The sequence below is a fragment of the Leclercia sp. 119287 genome (genome assembly GCF_009734485.1).
Lineage (GTDB): Bacteria > Pseudomonadota > Gammaproteobacteria > Enterobacterales > Enterobacteriaceae > Enterobacter > Enterobacter adecarboxylatus_C.
In genome coordinates, this window is the sequence record NZ_CP046445.1 from 67690 (window position 1) to 91285 (window position 23596).

At 57.4% G+C, this 23596-nt stretch carries 23 protein-coding genes; 8 read left to right on the forward strand and 15 right to left on the reverse strand.

Translation table 11 applies throughout. The annotated features are described in order from the left end of the window. Positions 1-104: 104 nt before the first annotated feature. Positions 105-1496 (reverse strand): NCS2 family protein, encoded by a 1392-nt coding sequence (locus GNG27_RS00355; protein ID WP_142487718.1) that lies wholly within the window; start codon positions 1494-1496, stop codon positions 105-107. 224 nt (positions 1497-1720) lie between these two features. On the opposite strand from GNG27_RS00355, the gene gltS reads away from it, so the two are divergent. Continuing rightward, complete coding sequence (gene gltS / locus GNG27_RS00360; protein ID WP_156262626.1) at positions 1721-2923, forward strand: sodium/glutamate symporter; 1203 nt, start codon at positions 1721-1723, stop codon at positions 2921-2923. Here gltS and recG read toward each other — a convergent pair whose 3' ends face one another. The 5 genes from recG to gmk are packed head-to-tail and all read right to left on the reverse strand — an operon-like array spanning position 2924 to position 8786. Then, the gene (gene recG, locus GNG27_RS00365; RefSeq protein WP_142487720.1) at positions 2924-5002 is read right to left on the reverse strand and encodes an ATP-dependent DNA helicase RecG; all 2079 of its coding nucleotides are present in this window, start codon (positions 5000-5002) and stop codon (positions 2924-2926) included. A 2-nt stretch (positions 5003-5004) separates the two neighbouring features. Continuing rightward, positions 5005-5694 carry a tRNA (guanosine(18)-2'-O)-methyltransferase TrmH gene (trmH, locus tag GNG27_RS00370; RefSeq protein WP_142487721.1) on the reverse strand — a complete coding sequence of 230 codons (690 nt, stop codon included), beginning with the start codon at positions 5692-5694 and terminating at the stop codon, positions 5005-5007. A 4-nt stretch (positions 5695-5698) separates the two neighbouring features. Further along, a complete protein-coding gene (gene spoT, locus GNG27_RS00375) occupies positions 5699-7813 on the reverse strand; it encodes a bifunctional GTP diphosphokinase/guanosine-3',5'-bis pyrophosphate 3'-pyrophosphohydrolase (RefSeq protein WP_142487722.1) in 2115 nt (704 codons plus the stop codon). Between the two features lie 19 nt (positions 7814-7832). After that, positions 7833-8108, reverse strand: a complete 276-nt coding sequence (rpoZ, locus tag GNG27_RS00380; RefSeq protein ID WP_032615688.1) for a DNA-directed RNA polymerase subunit omega — start codon at positions 8106-8108, stop codon at positions 7833-7835. Between the two features lie 54 nt (positions 8109-8162). Further along, complete coding sequence (gmk, locus tag GNG27_RS00385; RefSeq protein WP_142487723.1) at positions 8163-8786, reverse strand: guanylate kinase; 624 nt, start codon at positions 8784-8786, stop codon at positions 8163-8165. A 252-nt stretch (positions 8787-9038) separates the two neighbouring features. On the opposite strand from gmk, the gene ligB reads away from it, so the two are divergent. Further along, positions 9039-10709, forward strand: a complete 1671-nt coding sequence (gene ligB / locus GNG27_RS00390) for an NAD-dependent DNA ligase LigB (RefSeq protein ID WP_156262627.1) — start codon at positions 9039-9041, stop codon at positions 10707-10709. Here the strand turns inward: ligB and GNG27_RS00395 are convergent. From GNG27_RS00395 to GNG27_RS00405, 3 genes are all read right to left on the reverse strand, one after another. After that, positions 10706-11323: a trimeric intracellular cation channel family protein gene (locus tag GNG27_RS00395; RefSeq protein ID WP_142487725.1), complete on the reverse strand. Its 618-nt coding sequence runs from the start codon at positions 11321-11323 to the stop codon at positions 10706-10708. The two genes, ligB and GNG27_RS00395, sit on opposite strands and share 4 nt — an antisense overlap. 168 nt (positions 11324-11491) lie before the next feature. Beyond that, entirely contained in the window at positions 11492-13426 is a 1935-nt protein-coding gene (locus GNG27_RS00400) for an acyltransferase family protein (protein WP_197090551.1), read from the reverse strand. A gap of 173 nt (positions 13427-13599) precedes the next feature. Then, complete coding sequence (locus GNG27_RS00405) at positions 13600-14463, reverse strand: YicC/YloC family endoribonuclease (RefSeq protein WP_032615698.1); 864 nt, start codon at positions 14461-14463, stop codon at positions 13600-13602. A 125-nt stretch (positions 14464-14588) separates the two neighbouring features. Here GNG27_RS00405 and rph point away from each other — a divergent pair, with 125 nt between their 5' ends. Further along, complete coding sequence (gene rph / locus GNG27_RS00410) at positions 14589-15305, forward strand: ribonuclease PH (protein WP_032615700.1); 717 nt, start codon at positions 14589-14591, stop codon at positions 15303-15305. Between the two features lie 60 nt (positions 15306-15365). Then, positions 15366-16007, forward strand: a complete 642-nt coding sequence (gene pyrE / locus GNG27_RS00415) for an orotate phosphoribosyltransferase (RefSeq protein ID WP_032615701.1) — start codon at positions 15366-15368, stop codon at positions 16005-16007. A 40-nt stretch (positions 16008-16047) separates the two neighbouring features. Here pyrE and slmA read toward each other — a convergent pair whose 3' ends face one another. From slmA to coaBC, 3 genes are all read right to left on the reverse strand, one after another. Next, positions 16048-16644, reverse strand: a complete 597-nt coding sequence (slmA, locus tag GNG27_RS00420; RefSeq protein ID WP_032615703.1) for a nucleoid occlusion factor SlmA — start codon at positions 16642-16644, stop codon at positions 16048-16050. A gap of 117 nt (positions 16645-16761) precedes the next feature. Continuing rightward, on the reverse strand, positions 16762-17220 hold the full coding sequence (gene dut / locus GNG27_RS00425; RefSeq protein WP_139563925.1) for a dUTP diphosphatase: 459 nt from the start codon (positions 17218-17220) through the stop codon (positions 16762-16764). Next, positions 17198-18409: a bifunctional phosphopantothenoylcysteine decarboxylase/phosphopantothenate--cysteine ligase CoaBC gene (coaBC, locus tag GNG27_RS00430; RefSeq protein ID WP_156265017.1), complete on the reverse strand. Its 1212-nt coding sequence runs from the start codon at positions 18407-18409 to the stop codon at positions 17198-17200. The genes dut and coaBC overlap by 23 nt, the downstream gene beginning before the upstream one ends. Positions 18410-18583: 174 nt before the next feature. On the opposite strand from coaBC, the gene radC reads away from it, so the two are divergent. The 4 genes from radC to mutM all read left to right on the forward strand — a co-directional run bounded on the left by radC (position 18584) and on the right by mutM (position 20897). Further along, positions 18584-19249, forward strand: coding sequence for a DNA repair protein RadC (radC, locus tag GNG27_RS00435; protein ID WP_156262629.1), 666 nt, complete (start codon positions 18584-18586; stop codon positions 19247-19249). A gap of 339 nt (positions 19250-19588) precedes the next feature. After that, a complete protein-coding gene (gene rpmB / locus GNG27_RS00440; RefSeq protein WP_002436699.1) occupies positions 19589-19825 on the forward strand; it encodes a 50S ribosomal protein L28 in 237 nt (78 codons plus the stop codon). A 22-nt stretch (positions 19826-19847) separates the two neighbouring features. Then, complete coding sequence (gene rpmG, locus GNG27_RS00445; protein ID WP_003024094.1) at positions 19848-20015, forward strand: 50S ribosomal protein L33; 168 nt, start codon at positions 19848-19850, stop codon at positions 20013-20015. Positions 20016-20087: 72 nt separating this feature from the next. Further along, positions 20088-20897 carry a bifunctional DNA-formamidopyrimidine glycosylase/DNA-(apurinic or apyrimidinic site) lyase gene (gene mutM, locus GNG27_RS00450; RefSeq protein ID WP_142487729.1) on the forward strand — a complete coding sequence of 270 codons (810 nt, stop codon included), beginning with the start codon at positions 20088-20090 and terminating at the stop codon, positions 20895-20897. A gap of 49 nt (positions 20898-20946) precedes the next feature. On the opposite strand, the gene coaD is transcribed toward mutM, so the two are convergent. The 3 genes from coaD to waaA are packed head-to-tail and all read right to left on the reverse strand — an operon-like array spanning position 20947 to position 23474. Then, positions 20947-21426, reverse strand: coding sequence for a pantetheine-phosphate adenylyltransferase (gene coaD / locus GNG27_RS00455; protein ID WP_142487730.1), 480 nt, complete (start codon positions 21424-21426; stop codon positions 20947-20949). A gap of 3 nt (positions 21427-21429) precedes the next feature. Further along, positions 21430-22200 carry a glycosyltransferase family 2 protein gene (locus GNG27_RS00460; RefSeq protein ID WP_156262630.1) on the reverse strand — a complete coding sequence of 257 codons (771 nt, stop codon included), beginning with the start codon at positions 22198-22200 and terminating at the stop codon, positions 21430-21432. Continuing rightward, on the reverse strand, positions 22200-23474 hold the full coding sequence (gene waaA, locus GNG27_RS00465) for a lipid IV(A) 3-deoxy-D-manno-octulosonic acid transferase (protein WP_142487732.1): 1275 nt from the start codon (positions 23472-23474) through the stop codon (positions 22200-22202). Before waaA ends, GNG27_RS00460 begins: the two co-directional genes overlap by 1 nt. Positions 23475-23596: the final 122 nt, after the last annotated feature.

A 23596-nucleotide genomic window follows, 5' to 3' on the forward strand; every position in this document is an offset into this window, starting at 1 on the left:
TAAAACGCACATAAAGGAGTTATGCACGATTTATGCGCAATGCTCAAGGCGGGAAGGGCGGAATTCTGGGTTACGGCAGCAGTTGCCTGCTGCCGTGAAAGGGATCAGTTCTTTTCTGGCGGGAAAATCAGGTTCAGAACGATAGCGGTGATCCCGCCGGCAGCGATGCCGGAGGAGAGCAGGTTTTTCACCCAGTCCGGGGCAAACTGCAGGATCAGCGGCTGCTGAGACACGCCCAGACCGACCGCCAGCGACAGGGCGATGATCATGATAGCGCGGCGGTTCAGCGGCTCGCGGGAGACGATACGCACGCCCGATGCCGCGATGGTACCGAACATCACCAGCGTTGCGCCGCCGAGTACCGGCTCAGGTATGTGCTGTACAAAGCCACTTACCGCCGGGAACAGGCCGAGCACGATCAGCATCAGCGCCACGACAAAGCCCACGTAGCGGCTGGCCACGCCGGTCAACTGGATCACGCCGTTGTTCTGGCCGAAGCAGGAGTTCGGGAAGGTGTTGAACACGCCGGAGACAAAGGAGTTCAGACCGTTAGCCAGCACGCCACCCTTGAGGCGCTTCATGTACAGCGGGCCAGAGACCGGCTGCTCAGAGACGTCGGAGGTGGCGGTGATATCCCCGATGGTTTCCAGGGAGGTGATCATAAACACCAGCATCAGCGGCAGGAGCAGGTTCCAGTCGATACCCAGGCCGTAGTAGAGCGGCGTCGGGACCACGATCAGCGGGCTGTCGGTCGCGGCGCTGGACTGCGGCAGCATACCCATCGCCCAGGCGGCCAGGTAGCCTGCCGCCATGGCGATCACCAGCGAGGCGACGCGCAGGTACGGGTTACGCTGACGGTTGAGCAGAATAATGATTGCCAGCACCACGCCCGCCAGCAGCAGGTTTTTCGGGGCGCCGAAGGTGTGGTCGGCCATTGCGGCGTAGCCGCCGCCGATAGAGGTCAGGCCCACCTGAATCAGCGACAGGCCGATAATCATCACCACCACGCCGGAGACCAGCGGGGTAATAATGCGGCGCGCCAGGTGCAGCACCCGGGAGATGACCATCTCGGTGCAGCTTGCCAGCATCAGGGTGCCGAACAGCGCCGCCATCATCGTCGGCACATCCGCGCCGCCGGTTTTCAGCGCCGTACCGCCCATGATCAGCGGAGCCACAAAGTTAAAGCTGGTGCCCTGAATCGACAGCAGGCCGGAGCCCACCGGCCCCCAGGCTTTAATCTGAATGATGGAGGCCACGCCCGAGGCAAACAGCGACATGCTGATGATGTGCTGGGTGTCCTGCGCCGGTAAGCCGAGCGCCTGGCAGATCAGCAGGGCAGGGGTGATGACGGCCACGAACATCGCCAGCAGATGCTGACAGGCGGCGAACAAGGTCTGCGCCAGCGGTGGACGGTCTTCAAGACGGTAAATCAGTTCACTGTTATGCGGCTGCGCAATCGGTTGCGCATCTTGCTGTTCAACGGCGTTAACGGACATCTGCTGCGATCCCCAGGAAGAAAAGCGGGCATTTTAGCCGAGTGGATGAGAAAAGCAAACGATTGCTCGCAAAAATCACACAGAAATCCCGCCGCTTATTACGGCTTTTCTGTCACGCCAGGGCAAAGTTCATTACACTCCTGCTCCCGATTGCGCTTAAGTCGCGCAATCGGTTCAGGAAAACGCGCATGTTGATGGAGCACGTGCCATATAAGGAGCCCACTATGATTCATCTCGATACGTTGTCGACCCTCGTTGCGGCAACGCTGGTTTTACTGCTTGGCCGTAAACTGGTTCACAGTGTCCCCCTTTTCAGAAAATACACCATCCCGGAGCCCGTCGCGGGCGGACTGCTGGCTGCCGTTGCGCTGCTGGTGCTGAAAAAAAGCATGGGCTGGGAAATCAACTTTGATATGTCGCTAAAAGACCCGCTGATGCTGGCCTTTTTCGCCACCATCGGCCTGAACGCTAACCTCGCCAGCCTGCGGGCAGGCGGCAAAGTGCTGGGCGTGTTCTTAATTGTGGTGGTCGGGCTGCTGGTGATGCAGAACGCCATCGGTATCGGTATGGCTTCCCTGCTGGGGCTGGATCCGCTGATGGGTCTACTGGCCGGCTCGATTACCCTTTCCGGTGGGCACGGCACCGGTGCGGCCTGGAGTAAGCTGTTTGTTGAGCGCTATGGCTTCCAGAATGCCACCGAAGTGGCGATGGCCTGCGCCACCTTTGGCCTGGTGCTGGGCGGCCTGATTGGCGGGCCGGTGGCGCGCTATCTTGTAAAACACTCCGCCACCCCGAACGGCTGCCCGGAAGATGAAGCGGTGCCGTCGGCGTTCGAAAAGCCGGACGTCGGACGCATGATCACTTCCCTGGTGCTGATCGAAACCATAGCGCTTATCGCCATCTGTCTGACGGCGGGCAAGGTGATTGCGCAACTGCTGGCGGGGTCAGCGCTGGAGCTGCCAACCTTTGTCTGCGTGCTGTTTGTGGGGGTGCTCCTCAGCAATGGCCTGGCCCTGATAGGTTTTTATCGCGTCTTTGAACGTGCGGTATCGGTGCTGGGCAACGTCTGCCTGTCGCTGTTCCTGGCGATGGCGCTGATGAGCCTTAAGCTGTGGGAACTGGCCTCGCTGGCGCTGCCGATGCTGGCTATTCTGGTCGTGCAGGCTCTGTTTATGGCGCTGTATGCGATGTTCGTCACCTGGCGGTTGATGGGCAAAAACTACGACGCGGCGGTGCTTGCAGCCGGACATTGCGGCTTTGGTCTGGGGGCAACGCCGACGGCCATCGCCAACATGCAGGCCATCACCGAGCGTTTCGGTCCGTCACATATGGCGTTTCTGGTGGTGCCGATGGTGGGGGCGTTCTTTATTGATATCGTCAATGCGCTGGTGATCAAACTCTATCTGATGCTGCCGATGTTTGGCTGATCAGGCGTTCGAGTATCGTTCGGTCTCGGGCATCCAGCGCTCGATTAACGCTGCCGCCTGGTCGGGGTAGCGGTCATGGATATGGCGTGCCAGACGCTGTACTTCAGGGATCATACCCTGATCGCGCAGCAAATCGGCCACTTTAAACTCGGCGTTACCGGTCTGGCGGGTGCCGAGCAGCTCTCCCGGGCCACGGATCTCCAGATCCTGTTGCGCAATCACAAAGCCGTCGTTACTGTCGCGTAAAACCTGTAAACGCTTCTGGGCGGTCTTGGACAGCGGAGCTTTATAGAGCAGCACGCAGTGCGAGGCCACCGCGCCACGTCCTACGCGGCCGCGCAGCTGGTGGAGCTGCGCCAGACCCAGACGTTCCGGGTTTTCGATGATCATCAGGCTGGCATTTGGTACATCCACCCCCACTTCAATCACCGTGGTGGCGATCAGCAGATGCAGATCGCCCTGCTTGAAGGATTGCATCACCGCCTGCTTTTCGGCAGGCTTCATGCGGCCATGCACCAGCCCGACGTTCAGCTCCGGCAGGGCCAGCTTTAACTCTTCCCAGGTGGCTTCCGCCGCCTGGGCTTCCAGCAGATCCGACTCCTCAATCAGGGTACAGACCCAGTAGGCCTGGCGGCCTTCCTGACAGGCGTTGCGCACCCGATCGATGATGTCGCTGCGGCGCGTATCCGGAATGGCGACGGTGGTCACAGGCGTACGGCCCGGGGGCAGCTCGTCGATGGTGGAGGTATCGAGATCGGCATAGGCGGTCATCGCCAGGGTACGCGGGATCGGCGTTGCGGTCATGATTAGCTGGTGCGGATGGTACCCCTGCTGGAGCCCTTTCTCCCACAGCGCCAGCCGCTGATGTACGCCGAAACGGTGCTGTTCATCAATGATCACCAGCGCCAGGCCGTGGAACTGCACCTGCTCCTGGAAGATGGCGTGGGTGCCGACAATCATCTGCACCTGGCCGCTGGCAATGGCCTCCTGCTGCGCCTGTCGCGCCTTGCCTTTTTGTTTTCCGGCCAGCCAGCCCACTTCAACCCCCAGCGGGGCAAACCAGCTGCGGAAGTTATTCGCGTGCTGCTCGGCCAGCAGTTCGGTCGGCGCCATCAGCGCAACCTGTCTGCCGTGGGCAATGGCGCGCAGCGCGGCCAGGGCTGCCACCAGCGTTTTACCGGAGCCAACATCGCCCTGCACCAGGCGCATCATCGGCACGTCCAGCGCCAGGTCGCGCTCGATCTCGGCGGTGACGCGGGCCTGCGCCCCGGTGGGTTTAAACGGCAGCGAGGCCAGCAGTTTATCTTTTAATTCGTTTCGGGCCGGGAGCGGCAGGGCGTGAAAACGCTGCGCCCCGGCGCGTAACGCCAGCATGCTCAGGTTATGCGCCAGCAGCTCTTCCAGAATCAGGCGTCGCTGGGCCGGATGCTGGCCGCTCTCCAGATCGCTGAGTTGCAGCGTCGGCGGCGGGCGGTGCAGGGTGCGCAACGCCTCCGGCAGGCTCATCATCCCCTGCGCCAGCTCGGGCGGCAGCAGTTCGGCAATGGCGCAGGTGTCGAGCAGCTCCAGCGCCTGATCGGTCAGCTTGCGCAGTGTCGCCTGCTTGATGCCTTCGGTGGTCGGATAGACTGGCGTCAGCGTCTCCTGCATTTCCGGAGTGCTGAGATCGCCCTGTACGCGGTACTCGGGATGGATCATCTCCGCGCCGTATTTCCCGCGTTTGGCTTCGCCGTAGGCCAGCACCCGTCGCCCGGCGGCGAGGCTGTTTTTCATCGCCGCGCTGAAGTTGAAGAAGCGCATGGTCAGGATGCCGGAGCCGTCGCTGATCTGGCAGGTCATCATCCGACGACCGCCGAAGGTGATATTGCTGTTCAGCACTTCGCCTTCAACCGTGGCGTAAATCCCGGGCAGCAGATCGCCAATCTGATAGAGTTGGGTGCGGTCTTCATAACGCAGGGGGAGGTGCAGGAGGAGATCCTGCACGGTATGCAGGCCAATTTTTGCCAGTTTGCTGCTCTGGGCCGCGCCAACGCCCGTCAGGGAATTGAGCGGCACAGCATCCAGCAGGCGGCCTTGCATGATTATTTCGCCGCTTGCATGGTGGCCCACCACGTTGCATCGGCTTCGATTTCGCCCTGCATGTTCACGTGGGGGTAGGGTAGTTTTTTCTGCTTCGCCACGTTGGCCAGCACCGGATAGCCGCCTTCAAACAGCAGGCGCTGCTGCTCGTCTTCCGGCAACATGCTGTTCTCACGTTTGTACATCCCGGCATTCTGTCGCTGGCGCTGGGCTTCATACAGAATGAGCGCGGACGCTACGGAGACGTTCAGGGACTGCACCATGCCGATCATCGGAATGATAATGTCCCGATCCGCCAGATCTAACGCTTCCTGGGTGATCCCCGTCTTCTCCTGACCCATCAGAATGCAGGTCGGACGGGTATAATCAATCTCACGGAAATCGACGGCTTTGTCGGAAAGGTGGGTTGCCAGAATCTGCATGCCGCGTCCCTTCAGATGCGAAATGGCGTCGGCAATATTGTCGTGGGCTTTGACCTGTACCCAGCTGTTGCTGCCTGCGGCAGCCGAGGCCATGGGACGCATCCGTGTACCCTTCCAGACGGCGTGCACTTCATGCACACCGACGGCGTCTGCGGTACGGACGATAGCAGCCACGTTATGAGGTTTATGGACCTGCTCCATGCAGACCGTCAGATCGGGCTGACGCCTGGCGAGCATTTCGCAAATCCGGGCATAACGCGTTGAATTCATAAAGCTAGTTTCGGTTACGGGTGACTTTAATCACGTCGGCCATCACGCGGATTTTGCGCATGATGTTCGCCAGATGCACACGGTCCCGCGCGGTCAGACGAATAAAGGCGCTGTAAACGCGGCCATCTTTCTCTTCCGTATTCAGGCTATGAATGTTGGAAGAGGCAGTGTTGATTGCCGCCGTCAGGTTCGCCAGCGCACCCTGGTGGTTGAACATATCCACCTTAATTTCGGTGATAAATTCCTGCTCGGTCTCTTTATCCCACTCTACCGCCATAAACTTCTCAGGCTCTTTCTGATAGCCGCGGATGTTACGACAGGATTCGTGATGGATAACCAGGCCTTTACCAGGGCTGACGTGGGCAATAATCGGGTCGCCCGGGATCGGTCGGCAGCACTTGGCAAAAGTAATCAATACGCCGTCGGCGCCTTTGATCGGCAGATGGCCGTGGCTGGTTGATGACGGCTGCGGCACAGAGGTTTCGCCCTGCTGCAGGTTCTTCGCCACCACCACGCTCATCGCGTTACCCAGACCGATCTCTGCCAGCAGGTCATCAAGCGAGGCGAGCTTCATACGCTCCAGCTCGTGCTGAATGCTCTCTTTCGGGATCTCGGCCAGCTTACGGCTGCCGCCCAACGCGTGGTTGAGCAGACGACGGCCCAGGCTGACGGAGTCGTCGCGTTTGAGGTTCTTCAGCAGCTGGCGGATCTTGGCGCGGGCTTTCGAGCTCACCACAAAGTTGAGCCACGCCGCGTTCGGACGCGCGCCCGGTGCGGTAATGATTTCCACCGTCTGGCCGCTGGTCAACGGCTGTGACAGCGGATACGGCTGGCGGTCGACGCGCGCGCCCACGCAGGCATGACCGATATCGGTATGCACGGCGTAAGCGAAGTCGACCGGGGTTGCGCCAGCAGGCAGCTCGACAATGCGCCCCTCTGGCGTGAAAACGTAAATCTCATCCGGGAAGAGATCGGATTTAACGCTCTCGATAAATTCAAACGAGCTACCGGCGCTCTGCTGTAGCTCCAGCAGGCTCTGCATCCAGCGCTGGGCGCGGATCTGCGCGGTAGTGCTGCTTTCGCCGCCACGCTCTTTGTAGGCCCAGTGCGCGGCAACACCCATCTCCGCCATCTGATCCATGTCTTCGGTACGGATCTGCACCTCAACCGGCACGCCGTGCGGGCCAATCATCGAGGTGTGCAGAGACTGATATCCGTTCGCCTTTGGAATGGCGATATAGTCCTTCATTCGACCCGGACGTGGCTTGTAAAGGCTGTGCATCTGACCCAGCACGCGATAGCAGGTATCAGAGTCCTGGACGATCACGCGGAACGCGTAGATATCCATGATCGAGTGAAAACGCTGCTCCTTGAGCACCATTTTGCAGTAGATGGAGTACAAATGCTTTTCGCGACCGCTGACGCGGCAGGGAATACCGGCTTCCTGCAAACGCCCTTCGATTTCAGAGAGAATCTTCTGAATCATCTCCTTACGGTTACCACGTGCGGCTTTCACCACCTCTTTGATCACCCGGAAGCGGTTCGGGTACAACGCTTCAAAACCCAGCTCTTCCAGCTCGGTTTTAATGTGATGAATACCTAAACGGTGCGCCAGCGGGCTGTAGATTTCGAGGGTTTCACGGGCAATGCGACGACGTTTATCCGGGCGTAGGGAGCCCAGGGTGCGCATATTGTGGGTACGGTCAGCGAGTTTGATCAGAATGACGCGGATATCCTGCACCATCGCCATGATCATTTTGCGGAAGTTTTCGGCCTGCGCCTCTTTCTTGTCGCGGAAATTCAGCTTATCAAGCTTAGAGACCCCTTCCACCAGCTCGGCAACGCTTTTGCCAAACAGCTGTTCCATGTCCTGGTAGGTGGCGGGGGTATCTTCGATCACGTCATGCAGCAGGGCGGCCATCAGCGTTTCGTAGTCGAGTTTCATCTCGGCCAGAATACAGGCCACCGCTACCGGGTGCGTGATATAGGGTTCACCGCTTGAACGTGTCTGGCCCTCGTGAGCGTCACGTGCAACGAGATACGCCTGCTGGAGACGTTTAATCTGGTCTACCGGCAGGTAGGTTTGAATCAGTTGATTCAGGCTTTCAAACAGATACAAGGGCGACCCGCAGGTTTAATTAACGACGACCTTCAGCAATGGCGGTAACGGCCTGCAGTTCTGCGGCTTCCTGCTCTTGCTGCTCCTGGCGCTCACGTACGTCGAGGATCTGGTTGTTGATCAGACCTTCTTCGATTTCGCGCAATGCGATAACGGTGGTTTTATCGTTTTCTTCCGGTACCAGCGGATCTTTACCGCCTGACTGCATCTGACGAGCGCGACGCGCGGCGACCAGCACCAGGTCAAAACGGTTACCAATTTTCTCTACAGCGTCCTGAACAGTTACGCGTGCCATACTTAAAATGCTCCACAGATGAAGAAATGACTGGGCATGATACTGAATGTGGGTTCAGTCTGCCAACAGTTTGGTGATTAATGCGTCATGTCGCTGCTTCTGGCGGCTCATGCGCAGGCGTTCGGCGCGAAGGATAGTTTTGAGATCGCTCAGGGCGGCGTCAAAATCATCATTCACAATCAGGTAATCATATTCGGCGTAATGGCTCATTTCCGCAACTGCCTGGGCCATACGTTTTGCAATAACCTCTTCGCTATCCTGGCCACGGCCACGAAGACGGCGATCCAGCTCGTCTTTCGACGGCGGTAAAATAAAGATACTGCGGGAATCAGGCATTTTCTTGCGAATCTGCTGCGCGCCCTGCCAGTCGATATCAAGGAACACGTTCACGCCGGTCGACAGCACCTGCTCAATGGTTTCACGCGAGGTGCCGTAGTAGTTACCGAAAACTTCTGCGTGTTCAAGAAACGCATCTCTGCCAATCATCGTTCTGAATTCATCGTGATCAACAAAGAAATAGTGTTCACCGTGCACTTCACCCGGACGCGGCGCGCGCGTGGTGTGAGAAACCGATACCTGGGTATCGTACAGCGGTTGGGTTTTTAACAGTGCCTGAATCAGGCTGGATTTACCCGCGCCACTAGGGGCAGAAACAATATAAAGCGTGCCTTGAGCCATGAGAGTCTTTTGTATGTGTTAGCGAAGAAAGTCCTACATACGGGCTTATTATACACGTCGCCGCTTCGTGACGTAGCCTTTGTCACACTTTTTCCGTTTCTTCGTTGATTTTTGCTCGCCCTTTTCCGCTTTTCTCCGCCGTTTGCTGCAACAGAAACAAAGTCCTGATGCTGGCTCGTAAAGTCTGTTTTTGCCTGTCGCCTGCGTTTTCGTACCGCGTTATACCCCCGTATACAACAGGGAGGAACGACGATGTGGCGATGTTTTGGTGTACTTATGCTGCTCTGGAGCAGCAGCGGGATGGCGGTTTGCCCGGTCTGGTCACCCGCGCAGGCAGCGCAGGAGATCGCCCGACTCAGTGCGCAAATGGCCCGCTGGGATAAGGCTTACTGGCAGCAGGGCGTCAGCGACGTGAACGACGAGGTATATGACCAGCTGGCCGCGCGGCTGAGACAGTGGCGGCACTGCTTTGGTGATGAACAGGTGACAGACGCGCCGTTGCCTGCGGGCGGTTCGGTCAGGCATCCGATCAGCCATACCGGGGTGATGAAGGTGGCCGATAAAGCGGAACTGCGGCAGTGGATGCATTCGCATCGCGATCTGTGGATCCAGCCCAAGGTGGATGGCGTGGCGGTGACGCTGGTTTACCGTCAGGGGCAGCTGGTGCAGGCCACCAGCCGGGGCGACGGGCTAAAAGGCGAAGACTGGACGGCGAAAGTGAAGCGCATCGCCACGGTGCCCGCCCGGGTGACGGGCCCGCTCGCCAACAGCGTGTTGCAGGGGGAGCTCTTCTTACAGCGCGAAAATCATGTCCAGCGCCAGATGGGCGGTATGAATGCGCGGGCAAAAGTCGCCGGGGCGATGATGCGGCAGGATGACAGCGCCGTCCTGGATCAGATCGGCATCTTCATCTGGGCCTGGCCGGATGGCCCCACCCCGATGGGCGAGCGTTTGCGGGCGTTAGCCCGGGCGGGCTTCACCCTGACCGAATCCTGGACGCAGAAAATCAGTTCAGTGGAGGAGGCCGAAAATATGCGCGACCGCTGGCTGAAGTCGCCGCTGCCCTTTGTTACCGATGGTATTGTGATCCGCTCGGCACAGGAACCCGCAGGCAACCGCTGGCTGCCGGGAGACGGCAGTTGGGTGGTGGCGTGGAAATATGCTCCGGCCATACGGGTCGCAGAGGTCAGGGCTATTAACTTTGCCGTGGGACGTACCGGCAGGATCGCGGTGGTCGCGACACTTGAGCCGGTACAGCTTGATGATAAACGGGTGCAGCGCGTCAATCTGGGGTCGGTGGGCCGCTGGCAGGCACTGGATATTGCGCCGGGCGATCAGGTTCAGGTTAGCCTGGCCGGGCAGGGGATCCCGCGGGTGGATAAGGTTGTCTGGCGAGGGACCGACCGACAAAAACCGGTGCCACCAGAGTCGCGCTTCACACCGCTCACCTGTTTTTATGCCTCACCGGAATGTCACGAACAGTTTATGGCCCGGCTGGCCTGGCTGAGTTCATCGTCGGTATTAAACATCGAAGGGCTGGGCGACGCAGGCTGGCAGGTGCTTCATCAGGCACATCATTTTGAGCACCTGTTTTCGTGGCTGACGCTCACCCAGGAGCAGCTCCAGCATACGCCCGGTCTTTCGGCGCAGCGCGGCCTGCGGCTCTGGCATCAGTTCAACCTGGCGCGCCGTCAGCCCTTTACCCGTTGGCTGGATGCGCTTGGCGTACCTCTTCCCCGGGTGGCCATGCGTGCGCTGGGCGACCAGCACTGGCAGCAGTTACAGAACAGGGATCCGCTGGGCTGGCAGCAGGTTCCAGGCATTGGCGTGGAAAGAGCGCGCAGGCTGGTTGACTTTATCCGTAACCCTAACGTTAACATCCTGACGTCCTGGCTTAATGAGCAGGGCGTGCAGGGATTTTAGTGGCTGTCGTGGCGGTAATAAAAGACCGGTAAGCCCAGCTTTAAACGCAGCGCCAGCATGCGGGCGGTAAAGCCAAAGAGCAGCGTGGAGATAATTACCACATCCTGATTGCTGACGTAGTGCTGCAGAGCGACGTACAGCACCGCTGCCGCGAAGGAGACCCCGGCATAGAGCTCTTTCTGAAAGACCAGTGGAATGCGTTTGCAGAACATATCGCGCAGTACCCCGCCAAACACGCCGGTGATCACCGCCGCGATAGTGGCGATAACCGGACCTTCGCCCATATCCAGCGCGACCTGGGCCCCGATAATGGAGAAGACGATCAGGCCGAGCGCATCCAGCACCAGAAACAGACGCCGCAGATGGGGCATCACCGGAGCGAGGATGGTGGTCAACACCGCGGCGACGGCGACAATAATCACATATTCAGGATGCTGCACCCAGCCGAGCGGGTAGTGGCCCAACAGGATATCCCGAACGGACCCCCCACCCAGCGCCGTTGCGGTGGCAATAATAATAACGCCGAAGGTGTCCATACGACGACGTCCGGCGGCCAGGGCACCGGTCATGGCCTCAGCGGTAATACCGATCAAATACAGGATGTGCAGCAGCATGTTACCCCCAACTTTAATGCCGTCAGGGTAACTTTTTGTGGGCTGGCTCACGATTTAGATTTTTTTGTGCGAGCGGGTATGCCTTAGATTAGCTAATGCTTGAATAGCTCAATGAGTGCGATATCGCTTTTTTTACTCATATATCGCATTAGATTTATTTGGTCTTAACTACCGCGGGCGACTAAAAACCTGGCGGAACATCGGTACCAGCACTTTATTACCGGTTTCGCTGAGGTGATTATCGTCGAAGTACCAGGGTTGTAGATTTTTACTGCCCATGCAGCGACCCGCGGTACAGAGCCAGGCGGTGGGATCCAGCACCTGAACGCCGCACTGTTTTGCCGCCCGCGCCTGGGCCTGTAAAATAGCCGCGTTCTTTTTCTCGTAGCTCGCCAGTGAGACTGATAAATCGCGGGTGGCTCTGCCAGTCATCAGACGATGGGATAACGTGCGGGGAATGTTATGCGCCATCTCGGGGATCGGGTTCACCAGGTAAACAGGATGCTCGCGATTCAGGGTGCACGCCATTCCGACCACCGCATCGGCATACTGTTGCAGGTACGCCTCCTTGTTTTGCGGCCTGGCGTCGAAGGTCACCAGCTGCTGTTCCGCATAATGCGTCAGGCGGTTCACAATCACCACCGGAACATCTGACGGGTAATTCTGCAGCCGTGAAGGAAGGGAGCGATTAAATGCTCCGCACCGTTTGTTCTCGTCAACTTCACCCGTCGCCAGCGTCGGGCAGCCAGAATAAGTGATACCGATAACCGAGCCTTTACCCTGTGCAGCTTCTGCCAGTGCGGTCGCGGTGGCTTCTGCATGACTGTCGCCAATAATGATGGCGGCAGGCTTGCCCGTACCGTAAAGGCTTAAGTGCGTTTTCGGGTTGGCAGCATAGTTTTTATTGGTGGCTTCCAGCGCGATTTTGTTTACCAGAGGATCGGGCTGGCTGACGACGATACTGTTTTTCACCAGATAGCTAAACAGCCAGGCAACGCCCACGCAGGCAAACAGGATTAACCAGAATGTGCGGGTCGTACGCTGGCTCAGGTAGTTTTTTCCGGGCTGTTCAATCAAAACCCAGGAGAGCCATCCGGCGGCAAAGGAGAGCGCAATCGCGCTCATTACCCACGGCCCGTTATGCTGTCGCCCTGAATAGATCAGAAACACCACAATGGGCCAGTGCCATAAATAAACGGAATACGAGCTCAGTCCTGCCCAACGAAAATTCCGGTCAAACAGGCTCACCAGCGGTTGGTAGTCGCTGTAAATCACCAGCATCGCGCCCACGACGGGCAGTAAAGTCAGTGGCCCGGGCCAGGCTTGCTCTGCGGTGATAGAAAAGAGTGAGATAAGTATCAGGGCGTAACCTGCGATCGCCGCAACCGGACGAAGCCCTAATGGCAGAACAAAACGCTGCGCGGCATACCACACCAGCCCGCCGCACAGCATTTCCCAGGCGCGATACGGCATCAGATAGAAGCTGGTGGACGCGTTGCCAGAGGTGTGCGTAATGCTCACCATAAACGACGCGACGGTGAGGACCAGCAGGCAGAGCCCGGTGTTCAGCTTTTTTCTGAGGGGGTAAAGACCCATCATAATAAAAGGTAAAACCAGGTAGAATTGCCATTCAACAGACAATGACCAGGTATGTAAAAACCAGTTTTCATGCGAGTCGAGGGCAAAATAGTCCCCGGACTCTTTGTTGAGTTTCAGGTTCGAAATAAATAGTGCGGCATAGCCAATATAGTTTCCGAGCTTTTTATACTCATTTGTCGGTAGCCAGAAAAAGGTCGCCACGGCGATGACCAGACACATCGCCAGTAGGGCAGGAATTATTCTCTTGCAGCGCGCGGCATAAAACTGAATAAGATTAAAGCTGTTCCTTTCCAGGCCGGTGGCGATGATTTTGGTCATCAGGAAGCCGGAGATAACAAAAAATACATCCACGCCCGCAAAACCGCCGGGCAACAGGGTGGCGGTAAAGTGATAAAAAACGACAGAAAGAATGGCTATTCCGCGCAGCAGGTTAATGTCTTGCCTGAAATCGCGGTCAACTGAGAGGCTGGATACGTCCTCTAAAGATAAGTTGATGTTTGCCATTAGGTTTCCTGAAAGGACGCTCAAAATAAGAAATGCGGCCTGCATTCTATCAAAATCGCTAAAAGTCTGCTTATGTTCTGATGCGCCGAAAGCAGACAGTAAATTCTTATGGCTATTAAATGAAAATGGTCCCGTTAAGGGACCATTAATAACAAATCGACGCCTGTTACGGCTTATTCGATGTTCTGAATCTGCTCGCGCATCTGTTCAATCAGTACCTTCAGCTCAATCGCAGAATTGGTGACTTCTGCGTTGATCGATTTCGACGCCAGGGTGTTCGATTCGCGGTTGAACTCCTGCATCATAAAGTCGAGACGGCGGCCCACGGCCTCTTTCTTCTTCAGAATGTTGTAGGTCTCTTTGACGTGCGCTTCCAGACGGTCCAGCTCTTCAGAAACGTCGATACGCTGGGCCATCAGCACCAGCTCCTGCTCGAGACGGTTATTCTCCAGCTGAACTTCGGCGTCTTCCAGTTTGGCGACCAGACGCTCACGCTGCCACTGCAGGATTTCTGGCATATGGGAGCGGACTTTCACTACTTCGCCGCTCACGCCTTCCAGACGCTGCTCGATCAGTGCCTTCAGCGCCTGGCCTTCGGTTTCACGGGCTACGATGAAGTCATCCAGGGTACCGTCCAGTGCAGCCAGAATTTCAGCGGTAATCGCGTCCAGATCCTGTTCGCCAGCCGCCATCACCCCAGGCCAGCGCAGAATATCAACCGGGTTGATTTCGCCTTCGTCGCTCTGCATTTTGACCCAGTTAGCGGCGTTCACCAGCTGTTTAGCCAGTTTCTCGTTGAGGATCAGCTCCCCTTGCGCACTCGCATCGGGCTCAAAACGCAGGTTGCATTCAATCTTTCCGCGCGTCAGGCGAGCACGGATACGCTCACGAACCACGGGCTCAAGACTGCGGAACTGCTCCGGCATACGGAAATAGGTTTCAAGATAGCGTTGGTTTACCGAGCGCATTTCCCAGGTAGCGCTGCCCCAGCTACCCTTGATTTCACGGCGGGCGTAGGCGGTCATACTGCGGATCATAGACATTTCCGTTTTTGAAGGAGAGATGGGGGGATTATAGCTTTCGGGGCTTTCTCAGGATAGGAATAAGCGCGTTTAATCCGTATAATGCGCAGCCACATTCGTTTCAAGCCGGAGATATCATCATGCGTCCATCAGGTCGTAGCGCCAACCAGGTGCGCCCCGTCACCCTGACCCGTAACTATACAAAACACGCTGAAGGCTCTGTGCTTGTTGAATTTGGTGACACCAAAGTGCTGTGCACAGCCTCCATTGAAGAGGGCGTGCCGCGCTTCCTGAAAGGCCAGGGGCAGGGCTGGATCACTGCCGAATACGGCATGCTGCCACGCTCCACCCATACCCGTAACGCCCGCGAAGCGGCGAAGGGTAAGCAGGGCGGCCGCACCATGGAGATCCAGCGTCTGATCGCCCGCGCGCTGCGCGCGGCTGTCGATCTGAAAACGCTGGGTGAATTCACCATCACCTTGGACTGCGACGTGATCCAGGCTGACGGCGGCACCCGTACGGCCTCCATTACCGGTGCCTGCGTGGCGCTGGCCGATGCCCTGAACAAACTGGTCGCGGCCGGTAAGCTGAAAGCTAACCCGCTGAAAGGCATGGTTGCGGCAGTGTCTGTAGGGATCGTCAATGGCGAAGCGCTGTGCGATCTGGAGTACGTTGAAGACTCCGCGGCAGAGACCGACATGAACGTGGTGATGACCGAAGACGGTCGTATCATCGAGGTGCAGGGCACCGCTGAAGGTGAGCCATTTACTCACGAAGAACTTCTGGCGCTGTTGGCGTTAGCCCGAGAGGGAATCGAATCTATCGTAACGACGCAGAAGGCGGCGTTAGAAAATTGATTTTAAAGGCGACTGATGAGTCGCCTTTTTTTTGTCCGTAGAAAAGTAAGGAGCGAATCCATGAAACCTTATCAGCGCCAGTTTATTGAATTTGCGCTTAGCAAGCAGGTACTTAAGTTTGGCGAGTTCACGCTGAAATCCGGGCGCAAGAGCCCCTATTTCTTTAACGCCGGGCTGTTTAATACCGGGCGCGATCTGGCTCTGTTAGGCCGCTTCTATGCCGAAGCGCTGGTGGATTCCGGGATTGAGTTCGACCTGCTGTTTGGCCCGGCATACAAAGGCATCCCGATTGCCACCACCACCGCCGTGGCGCTGGCGGAGCATCACGATCGCGACGTGCCGTACTGCTTTAACCGTAAAGAGGCCAAAACCCACGGCGAAGGCGGTAATCTGGTCGGCAGCGCGCTGCAGGGCCGCGTCATGCTGGTGGACGATGTGATCACCGCAGGCACCGCCATTCGTGAATCGATGGAGATTATCCAGGCGAACAACGCTACGCTTGCTGGCGTGCTGATCTCGCTGGACCGCCAGGAGCGCGGCCGTGGCGAAATCTCCGCTATCCAGGAAGTGGAGCGCGATTACAGCTGCAAAGTGACCTCAATCATCACTCTGAAAGACCTGATTGCCTATCTGGAAGAGAAGCCGGAGATGGCAGAGAGCCTGGCGGCGGTGCGTGCGTATCGCGAAGAATTTGGCGTCTGAGTTAATTGCCCGGTGGCGCTGCGCTTACCGGGCCTACCCGTTACTGCAACTGCGCGGCGACTAACGGCCAGCGGGCGTCAAAATCGTCCGTTGGGCGATATTTGAATTCACTGCGCACAAAACGTGAGAGCATCCCTTCACAGAAGGCCAGTACCTGCCCGGCAAGCAGCGATTCATCCATGCTGTAACCCTCGCCTTCACGCATCTTCTTTTCGCGCAATACCTGGCGCAGCTGCGCTTCAATACGTTCGAAAAGCTGGTTAATGCGCCCCTGCAGCCTGTCCTGTTCAAACATCAGCGCGTGGCCGGTCAGGATACGGGTTAAACCCGGATTGCGCTCGCCGAACCCAAGGATCAGCTGAACAATTAGACGCAGCCGTGCGGTGGTGTCTTTTTCATCCTTCAGAATCAGGTTGATACGCGTGATCAGGCTGTCTTCGATAAACTCGATCAGGCTGTCGAACATCCGCGTTTTGCTGGGGAAATGACGGTACAGCGCCGCTTCCGACACGCCCACAGAGGCGGCCAGTTTTGCGGTGGTGATGCGTTGACTGCCATCGCTGGATTCAAGCATCAGAGCCAGAGATTGAAGTATTTCTTCGCGACGATTCCTTTTCGCTGTTTGTTTTTCTGCCATGTTGCAAAATACCCCTGAAAATAAGCACTTGTCAGGCTGACATCCACACAACGACCGCAAACGTCCGTTTGCGGTTTGTTAATACGTTATTAGATTGTGAGATGCGTTTAGCCGGGTTTATTTACGCCCGGAATGGCCGAAGCCGCCTTCGCCGCGATCGGTCGCGTCGAAGTCTTCTACCAGATTAAATTCAGCCTGTACCACCGGGACGAATACCATCTGGGCGACACGCTCGCCGGGTTGAATGGTGAAGCTGTCCTGGCCACGGTTCCAGACGGAGACCATCAGCTGACCCTGATAGTCCGAATCGATAAGCCCCACCAGGTTGCCCAGCACGATACCATGCTTATGGCCAAGGCCAGAACGTGGCAGGATCACCGCCGCCAGAGAGGCATCGGCAATGTGGATTGCAAGACCGGTCGGCAGCAGCGTGGTGGCGCCCGGTGCCAGCTCTACGGCGTCGTCGAGGCAGGCGCGCAGATCAAGACCGGCAGAGCCGGAAGTGGCATAGGTCGGCAGCGGAAATTGCTGACCAACACGCGGGTCCAGAATCTTAACGTCGATTTTTTTCATCATAACGGGTAACGATCTCGTCCAGTAATAGTTGGCCCAGGAGTTCCTTGCGCTCAAGCGGTAAGACTTTATCTCCATCCTGCCAGAATAGGTGCAGTGCGTTGCTGTCGCTGTTAAATCCTTGAGTGGCCAGCGATACGTCGTTCGCGCAAATTAAATCGAGGTTTTTGCGGGTACGTTTTTGCCGGGCATATTCTTCCACATTATTCGTTTCAGCGGCAAACCCAACAACGTAAGGCCGTCGATTTTTTAGCGCGGCGACACCGGCAACGATATCCGGGTTTTTCACCATTTTTATTGTGATTTCATCGCCTTGCTTTTTAATTTTTTCATCCGCCACGGCGGCTGCGCGGTAGTCCGCTACGGCGGCACAACCAATAAAAATCTGCTGCTGTTGCGCCTGCGCCTGGACGGCTGCTTCCATCTCCAGCGCGGTCGTTACGTCGATGCGCTGCACCTGCGCCGGCGTTGGCAGCGACACCGGGCCGCTGACCAGCGTGACTTTGGCTCCGCGCTGCGCGGCGGCGGCGGCAATCGCAAAGCCCATCTTGCCGGAGCTTTGGTTAGTGATATAGCGCACCGGATCCAACGGCTCACGCGTCGGACCCGCGGTAATCATGATGTTCAGATGTTGCAGATCGTTGACAGGTGAAAAATGGCCGGCGGCCAGATCCACAATCGCCAGCGGATCCAGCATGCGGCCCGGGCCGATGTCGCCACAGGCCTGGCTGCCGCTGTCCGGCCCCCACATCAGCAGCCCGCGCGAGGCGAGCGTTGCCAGGTTATGCTGCGTTGCCGCGTTGCGGTACATCTGCTGGTTCATGGCAGGCACCACGGCGACCGGCGCCGGGGTGGCCAGGCAGATGGTGGATACCAGGTCGTTGGCCATGCCGGCGGCTACGCGGGCGATAAGATCGGCGGTGGCCGGGGCGAGGATGACTAAATCCGCCCATTTGCCCAGCTCAATATGGCCCATTGCGGCTTCTGCCGCCGGATCGAGCAGGCTGTCCGATACCGGGTAGCCTGAAACCGCCTGCAGGCTCAATGGCGTAATGAACGCTTTGCCCCCTTCGGTTATTACCACCCGCACGTCCGCGCCGCGCTCGCGCAAACGGCGCACCAGTTCCGGCGCTTTATAGGCTGCAATGCCGCCGCTGACGCCGAGAACGATTTTTTTACCGGCCAGGCTCATCATGATTCTTTCCTGTTGGGTTCACCTGAGAGACGGCCATTTTATCACAATCCGAAAAGCATCGTGATGTTGTCCATCCGCCACTTTGCGAGGCGTTACGCAAGACGGGCAATACGCCGTCGTGAGGAGCCGGGGTCTGTGGCAGCATGGTGTGGTCAGGGAGAAGGAGAGAATATGGAGACATCAACCCCGCTGCTACCGCGGGAAAAAATGCTACGCGATGGCGCGACCTTGCTTACGAACGAAGAGCTGCTGGCGCTGTTCCTGCGTACCGGGACGCGGAGTAAAAATGTGTTCGCGCTTGCCAGAGATTTGTTGCACCATTTTGGCTCGCTGCATGGTTTGCTGTCCGCAGAGATGAAGGATTTCAGGCAGGTCGAAGGTATTGGTTTAGCGACGTTTGCCCAGTTGAAGGGGATAGCGGAGCTTGCCCGTCGCTACTACTGTTCGGGGATACGGGGAATTAACCCACTGCAGGATCCGGAGATGACCCGGGAGTTTGTGCGCAGCCAGCTGGCGGAGGACGAGCGTGAGATCTTTATGGTTATCTTCCTTGATAACCAGAACCGGGTCCTGAACCATTCCCGGTTATTTTCGGGGACGCTGAGCCATGTAGAGGTTCACCCACGTGAAATTGTGCGCGAAGCGATAAAAGTGAATGCCGCTGGCGTGATCCTCGCGCATAATCACCCCTCAGGACGCGCCGAACCGAGCAAAGCCGACAGAGACGTGACCGCACGGATCATGAAATGCTGTCAATTCATGGACATTCGTGTGCTTGACCATCTGGTGATAGGTCGGGGAGAATACGTTTCGTTTGCTGAACGTGGGTGGATTTAAGCCATTTCTCGCGATCCATCGGGATCTTTGTCTGTTCGGGACTTGAGCACATCCTCGAGTCAGCGTATACTACGCCACCTTTGAGAATCTCGGGTTTGGCATTTGGGCCTGGCAATCGATGGTTCACTAAGACACTAAATTATTCAGGCTGCATCAAGGCGGCAAGAGAGTGAATCCCTGGGAGCATACTTAAGTATGTGACCTGGGTGAGCGAGCGCAGCCAACGCAGACGCAGCTTGAAGAATGACGTGTAGAATCGCGATGACTGGGCTGTAAAGCCTGACGAGGCGCCGATACCCCATACGAAGCTCGAGCTAATTTGATTTTTGGAGAATAGACATGTCCCGAGTCTGCCAAGTTACTGGCAAGCGTCCGGTGACCGGTAACAACCGTTCCCACGCACTGAACGCGACTAAACGCCGTTTCCTGCCGAACCTGCACTCTCACCGTTTCTGGGTTGAGAGCGAGAAGCGTTTTGTCACCCTGCGTGTATCTGCTAAAGGTATGCGTGTTATTGATAAGAAAGGCATCGATACAGTTCTGTCCGAACTGCGTGCCCGTGGCGAAAAGTACTAAGTACTTAAAGAGGAAATAAATCATGGCTAAAGGTATTCGTGAGAAAATCAAGCTGGTTTCTTCTGCTGGTACAGGTCACTTCTACACCACCACGAAGAACAAACGTACTAAGCCGGAAAAACTGGAACTGAAAAAGTTCGATCCAGTTGTACGCCAGCACGTACTGTACAAAGAAGCTAAAATTAAATAATTTTAGACTCCTCGTACTGAAAAACCCCGCAACTGCGGGGTTTTTTGCATTCTGAATCTCAACGGAGGAACCATGCCTGAATTACCTGAGGTAGAGACCAGCCGTCGTGGCATTGAGCCCCACCTGGTCGGTGCAACCATTCTTCACGCTGTTGTCCGCAACGGACGTCTCCGCTGGCCAGTTTCTGATGAGATCCACGCCCTGAGCGATAAACCGGTTCTCAGCGTACAGCGCCGCGCGAAGTACCTGCTGCTGGAGCTGCCGGATGGCTGGATCATCATCCATCTGGGAATGTCCGGGAGCTTACGCATCCTCAGCGAAGAACTGCCTGCTGAAAAGCACGACCACGTTGACCTGGTGATGAGTAACGGTAAAGTGCTGCGCTATACCGATCCGCGCCGCTTTGGTGCCTGGCTGTGGACCAAAGAGCTGGAAGGGCATAACGTGCTGGCGCACCTGGGGCCGGAGCCGCTCTCGGATGAGTTTGACGCGGAGTACCTGAAAGCGAAGTGCGCGAAGAAGAAAACCCCGATTAAACCCTGGCTGATGGATAACAAGCTGGTGGTCGGCGTTGGTAACATCTACGCCAGCGAATCGCTCTTTGCCGCCGGGATCCATCCCGATCGCCTGGCTTCCTCGCTCTCCGCGCAAGAGTGCGAGCTGCTGGTCAGGGTAATTAAAGCAGTGCTGCTGCGTTCGATTGAGCAGGGCGGAACCACCTTGAAGGATTTCCTGCAGAGCGACGGTAAGCCGGGCTACTTTGCCCAGGAATTGCAGGTCTACGGTCGTAAGGATGAGCCATGCCGGGTCTGCGGCGCGCCTGTTGTGGCAACGAAGCACGCTCAGCGCGCCACCTTCTACTGCCGTCAGTGCCAGAAGTGATATATAGGCCGGGCAAGCGCAGCGCCGCCCGGCAAGAAAAAGGCAGGAACTACTTCAGCTTGTCCATCAATGCCTGATGAACGGCGGGAGGCAGGAAATGGGTGACATCACCCGCGTGGCGCGCGACCTCTTTCACCAGCGAGGAGGAGATAAACGACCACTCTTTGGATGGCATCAGGAAGACGCTCTCCAGCTCGGGCATCAGATGGCGGTTCATATGCGCCAGCTGCATCTCATATTCAAAATCGGCCACCGCACGCAGGCCGCGAATCAGGATATTGGCCTGCTGAGCGCGGGCAAAGTTCGCCATCAGGTCGCTAAAGCCTACGACGTCCACATTCGGCAGGTGCGCGGTAGCGGCTTTCGCCAGGGCAACCCGCTCCTCCAGGTCGAACAGCGGCTTTTTGCTGGGGCTGGCGGCAATCGCCAGGATCACCGTATCAAACATGCTTGCGGCACGCGTGACGATGTCAATGTGACCGTTGGTGATGGGATCGAAGGTACCCGGATAGATCGCTTTTGTGCTCATGGCTCACGCTTTCTCTGAGTAGCCGCGGTTCAGCGCCCACAGCTCGGTGTATTTATTAAAAGTATACTGAGCGTTAACCACCGCCAGTAACCAGCCCTGTTTACCGTCCAGCACGCCACCACGCAGCACCAGCGTCTTCAGGAACGCCCCGGCGGTATGGCTGAAGATACCCGCCAGCGAGGTTGTCTTACCGCGCTGATGACGCTCCTGGGCCCATGCCGTGGCGTAGTTAAGCTGCTTGCGCTGGAAGCTGGCGAAATCACGGCAGGTGAGGTGCAGCAGATCGCCGTCGAGGGCAATCACGTGCGCGCCGTCGCAGTCCAGCGATTCATGCACCAGGTTATCGTTGTACTGATAGCGCGTGCGTGCGTACAGGCGCATCACGCGATCGGGATACCAGCCGCTGTGACGCATAAAGCGGCCCAGGAAGTAGTTACGCCGGGCGATGCTGTAGACGGCGTCGGGCTGGGGTGCAACCAGCACGCGCTGGATGGCCTGTTGCAGCTCCGGCGTGACGCGCTCGTCGGTATCGATCATTAAGACATACTCGCCGGTGGCGAACTGTTGCGCACGCTGGCGCTGAATGCCGTAACCCTGCCAGTCGGTATTGATATAGACCTGCACACCGGCCGCGCGCGCGACTTCCACCGTGGCGTCGGTACTGCCGGAATCGAGCAGGACGATCTCATCGGCCCAGGTTACGGAGGCGAGGCAATCCGGCAGCAGGTCTGCGGCGTTTTTGGCGATCATCACGACCGACAGACGCGCAGGCATTAATGACTCCGCACGGGCAGGTAAGGTTGCAGAAGTTGCAGCAGGCGGGTCAATGCTCCCTGATTCTGATGCAGCACTTCGACGGCATGGCGGCCATACCACAGACGATAATCTTCGTCGGTCAGCAGGGTCGAAACTTCCTTCACGATCGAGCCCGCATCGGTGACCGTAATCAGCCCGTCAGCCTGCTGCAGTTTGGCGCAGATATCTTTGAAGTTGAAGGTATGCGGCCCCATTAGCACAGGAATGGCGTGCGCCGCCGGCTCCAGCGGGTTATGCCCACCGCGCTCCACGAGGCTACCGCCGACAAAAGCCAGGTCAGCAATGCCGTACAGCAACATCAGCTCGCCCATGGAATCGCCAATCACTACCTGAGTACTGGAGGAGGGGATTTCACCGCTGCTGCGCATAGTGAAGCTGAACCCGCCTTTTTGCACCATGTCCCGGGCGTCTTTAAAACGCTCAGGGTGGCGCGGCACCAGGATTAACAGCAGGTCCGGGAAGTTTTCCAGAAGCTGGCGATGTGCCTGGAGGATAATCTCTTCTTCGCCGTCGTGGGTGCTGGTGGCGATCCACACTTTGCGGCGCGGTGCCCACTGGCGACGCAGGGTGACAGCCCGGGCAGCCAGTTCCGGCGTGACAGAAATATCAAACTTCAGGCTACCGGTAACTGCCAGCTGATTGCGCTTCAGGCCCAGCGACAGGAAGCGCGCGCCGTCTTCTTCATTCTGGGCTGCGATCAGCGTGATTTTGCTCAGCAGGCGGCGCATAAATTTGCCCAGCTTGCCATACCCCTTCGCAGAGCGCTCCGACAGGCGGGCGTTGGCTACTACCAGTGGAATTTTACGGCTGTGCAGGGCGGAAATCATATTTGGCCATAGTTCAGTTTCCATCACGATCACCAGCTTAGGACGCACGGTATTGAGGAAACGGTTCATGGCGCAGGGTAAATCGTAAGGCAGATAGACGTGATGCACGTCTTTGCCAAAGGCCGACATGGCACGTTCGGAACCGGTTGGCGTCATGGTGGTGACGGTGATCGGCAGTGACGGATAACGGTGGCGCAGGGCACGGACCAGCGGAATGGCCGCCAGCGTTTCGCCCACGGACACGGAGTGGAGCAGAATACCGTCCGGCGCAACTTTGTTGCGGCAGTAACCATAGCGTTCAGCCCAGCGTTTACGGTAGGCAGGCGCTTTACGGCTACGTAGCAGCAGTCGTAGCCACACCAGTGGCTGAATAATATAGAGCAGAGCGGTATACAACAATTCCAAGCGATTATCCGTTTTTTCAGTTTCGGCGGGCAAATTCTAAGCATTTAGACCGTTTAAAGCTATCCCTTTGGCGCTTTTGCTCAGCCATTTGCCTGCGTTACGTGCGTTCGCAGATAAAAAAA

What these genes read in the sequence shown, in the direction of transcription:
- GNG27_RS00355 (WP_142487718.1), bottom strand. Translation starts at nt 1,496, where the DNA reads ATGTCCGTTAACGCCGTTGAACAGCAAGATGCGCAACCGATTGCGCAG.
- gltS (WP_156262626.1), top strand. Translation starts at nt 1,721, where the DNA reads ATGATTCATCTCGATACGTTGTCGACCCTCGTTGCGGCAACGCTGGTT.
- recG (WP_142487720.1), bottom strand. Translation starts at nt 5,002, where the DNA reads ATGCAAGGCCGCCTGCTGGATGCTGTGCCGCTCAATTCCCTGACGGGC.
- trmH (WP_142487721.1), bottom strand. Translation starts at nt 5,694, where the DNA reads ATGAATTCAACGCGTTATGCCCGGATTTGCGAAATGCTCGCCAGGCGT.
- rpoZ (WP_032615688.1), bottom strand. Translation starts at nt 8,108, where the DNA reads ATGGCACGCGTAACTGTTCAGGACGCTGTAGAGAAAATTGGTAACCGT.
- gmk (WP_142487723.1), bottom strand. Translation starts at nt 8,786, where the DNA reads ATGGCTCAAGGCACGCTTTATATTGTTTCTGCCCCTAGTGGCGCGGGT.
- ligB (WP_156262627.1), top strand. Translation starts at nt 9,039, where the DNA reads ATGTGGCGATGTTTTGGTGTACTTATGCTGCTCTGGAGCAGCAGCGGG.
- GNG27_RS00395 (WP_142487725.1), bottom strand. Translation starts at nt 11,323, where the DNA reads ATGCTGCTGCACATCCTGTATTTGATCGGTATTACCGCTGAGGCCATG.
- GNG27_RS00400 (WP_197090551.1), bottom strand. Translation starts at nt 13,426, where the DNA reads ATGGCAAACATCAACTTATCTTTAGAGGACGTATCCAGCCTCTCAGTT.
- GNG27_RS00405 (WP_032615698.1), bottom strand. Translation starts at nt 14,463, where the DNA reads ATGATCCGCAGTATGACCGCCTACGCCCGCCGTGAAATCAAGGGTAGC.
- rph (WP_032615700.1), top strand. Translation starts at nt 14,589, where the DNA reads ATGCGTCCATCAGGTCGTAGCGCCAACCAGGTGCGCCCCGTCACCCTG.
- pyrE (WP_032615701.1), top strand. Translation starts at nt 15,366, where the DNA reads ATGAAACCTTATCAGCGCCAGTTTATTGAATTTGCGCTTAGCAAGCAG.
- slmA (WP_032615703.1), bottom strand. Translation starts at nt 16,644, where the DNA reads ATGGCAGAAAAACAAACAGCGAAAAGGAATCGTCGCGAAGAAATACTT.
- dut (WP_139563925.1), bottom strand. Translation starts at nt 17,220, where the DNA reads ATGATGAAAAAAATCGACGTTAAGATTCTGGACCCGCGTGTTGGTCAG.
- coaBC (WP_156265017.1), bottom strand. Translation starts at nt 18,409, where the DNA reads ATGAGCCTGGCCGGTAAAAAAATCGTTCTCGGCGTCAGCGGCGGCATT.
- radC (WP_156262629.1), top strand. Translation starts at nt 18,584, where the DNA reads ATGGAGACATCAACCCCGCTGCTACCGCGGGAAAAAATGCTACGCGAT.
- rpmB (WP_002436699.1), top strand. Translation starts at nt 19,589, where the DNA reads ATGTCCCGAGTCTGCCAAGTTACTGGCAAGCGTCCGGTGACCGGTAAC.
- rpmG (WP_003024094.1), top strand. Translation starts at nt 19,848, where the DNA reads ATGGCTAAAGGTATTCGTGAGAAAATCAAGCTGGTTTCTTCTGCTGGT.
- mutM (WP_142487729.1), top strand. Translation starts at nt 20,088, where the DNA reads ATGCCTGAATTACCTGAGGTAGAGACCAGCCGTCGTGGCATTGAGCCC.
- coaD (WP_142487730.1), bottom strand. Translation starts at nt 21,426, where the DNA reads ATGAGCACAAAAGCGATCTATCCGGGTACCTTCGATCCCATCACCAAC.
- GNG27_RS00460 (WP_156262630.1), bottom strand. Translation starts at nt 22,200, where the DNA reads ATGCCTGCGCGTCTGTCGGTCGTGATGATCGCCAAAAACGCCGCAGAC.